Raw genomic sequence first — 1,617 nt, 5'->3', positions numbered from 1 at the left:
ATGAGCGGGTGACAGTATATTTTATTGCCCATTAAAAACTTTCCTTTATAGTCTGCGCTCCAAATTTCATTACACTTCTTAGGGTCGAAAATGGGAAATACTGGCTTGACTCTTCTGCTTCGTTGTTGAGGTTTAACTAGACCATTTTTAGAAAGGATATTATGAACGGTAACCACACTTGGAATAAGTTCTTCAGCATACTGTTTAAACAACAAAATGCGAATTTTCTTCGCATACCAAAGCAGGTGTTTGTTTTTTAATTTTAAGATTGAACCTTCAACTTTATGATGGGTTCGGTTAGGATGATTAATTGGCGCTCTTTCTTGCTCAATTAATCCCGAAAAACCCATTTTTTCATACCGAGAAATTAACTTGTAGGCGGAAGGTCGCGATATATTAAATGACCTACAAAGTTCTGTTATGGTATACTTCCCTGTTAACCATTCATGAATAAATTCTACTTTTTGTTCCATTTTAGTTTTTGCTTTCCAGACCATGATAGACTACTTTTTCAAGTAATTTATGACTCTTAAAAGTGTAAACTATGTCCCTTTAACGTACTTAATTATACAGTTATGCAGGTTTAACCCCAGTGATTAGGCAAAGTGATAGTCGTGTAAAAGGACGACCTCGAATAAGTAAAATAGGGAATCAAAAACTTCAAAAGTTATTATTTATGTCCAGTTTTAAGGCTTGTAGAGATCTTTACGAGAGAATAGTGGCCAAAGGGAGGAGTAAGAGATTAGCATTAATAGCGGTATATAATAAACTCTTAAAACAGGCCTTTGCAAGTGCTAAATCAGGATTAATATATGAGGATACCTATAGAAGTACTTTAGTGAAAAGTTAATGCATTTTTACTTGTTTTTTACTACAGTACTTTGTTGTGGTTAGTTTTTTATCAGATTTATTATAAGCTTAATAATTATTTCTCTTTGTTCTGGCAAACTTTGAGCAACAGCCAAAGCTAACGCAACTAATGTATTATCATTTACCTTTCTATCTCCTTCGTTTGTTAGATGAATATTATTCTGTTCAAGAAACCAAACAAATATGAATGAACCTATTCTTTTATTTCCATCACTAAAAGCATGTCCTTTTATTATAGAATATAGTAATTGTGCAGATTGTTGTTCAACTGTTGGATATGCTAGTTCTCCGAATACTGTTTGAGAAATACTTCCTAAAACACCCTCAAATGATTTGTCTTTTTCATTACCAAATAATTCACTTGCCTCCCCTTTACTTTTTAGATTTTTTTTAAGTTGATTAATAGCATCCTTCACATCATTATAGTTAATAACATATATTATTTCGCTATTAAGGCTATCTAATGTTAGATCATCAGTATCATATTTATTTAAAAGTTCAAATGATTTAGAGTAATGACTTAGTATTGACAAAAAGCCATCAGTTATTTGTTTTTGATTTTGAAATGCGACTTCTTGTAAAAGGTTGATTTCTGTTTTCAGTTCTTTTATTTGAGTTTTGTTCTCTTTTAGTAATTCTTGGTTTACTGAATAACCTTTTAATAAGTATTCTTTTAGCTTACTTGTAGCCCAAATTCTAAATTCAGTAGCTAGAGGTGATTTTACTCTATAACCTACAGATATTATT

At 31.3% G+C, this 1,617-nt stretch carries 2 protein-coding genes and 1 pseudogene; 1 reads left to right on the top strand and 2 read right to left on the bottom strand.

The window, feature by feature from the left end; translation table 11 throughout:
- Positions 1-497 (bottom strand): helix-turn-helix domain-containing protein (locus CXF67_RS09690; RefSeq protein WP_145990446.1); only part of this gene is annotated, 497 nt, incomplete at its 3' end.
- 68 nt (positions 498-565) lie between these two features.
- Between CXF67_RS09690 and CXF67_RS09685 the strand changes: the two are divergent.
- Positions 566-850: pseudogene (locus CXF67_RS09685) on the top strand (transposase); the annotation flags it as partial.
- A gap of 40 nt (positions 851-890) precedes the next feature.
- Here the strand turns inward: CXF67_RS09685 and rhuM are convergent.
- Positions 891-1,617: type II toxin-antitoxin system death-on-curing family toxin (gene rhuM, locus CXF67_RS09680; protein ID WP_102088572.1), on the bottom strand; the 727-nt coding region annotated here is incomplete at its 5' end.

Source organism: Psychroflexus sp. MES1-P1E (assembly GCF_002836055.1).
GTDB lineage: Bacteria > Bacteroidota > Bacteroidia > Flavobacteriales > Flavobacteriaceae > Psychroflexus.
The sequence above is the reverse complement of the archived record's forward strand: the minus strand, read 5'-3'. Positions and strand labels throughout refer to the sequence as shown.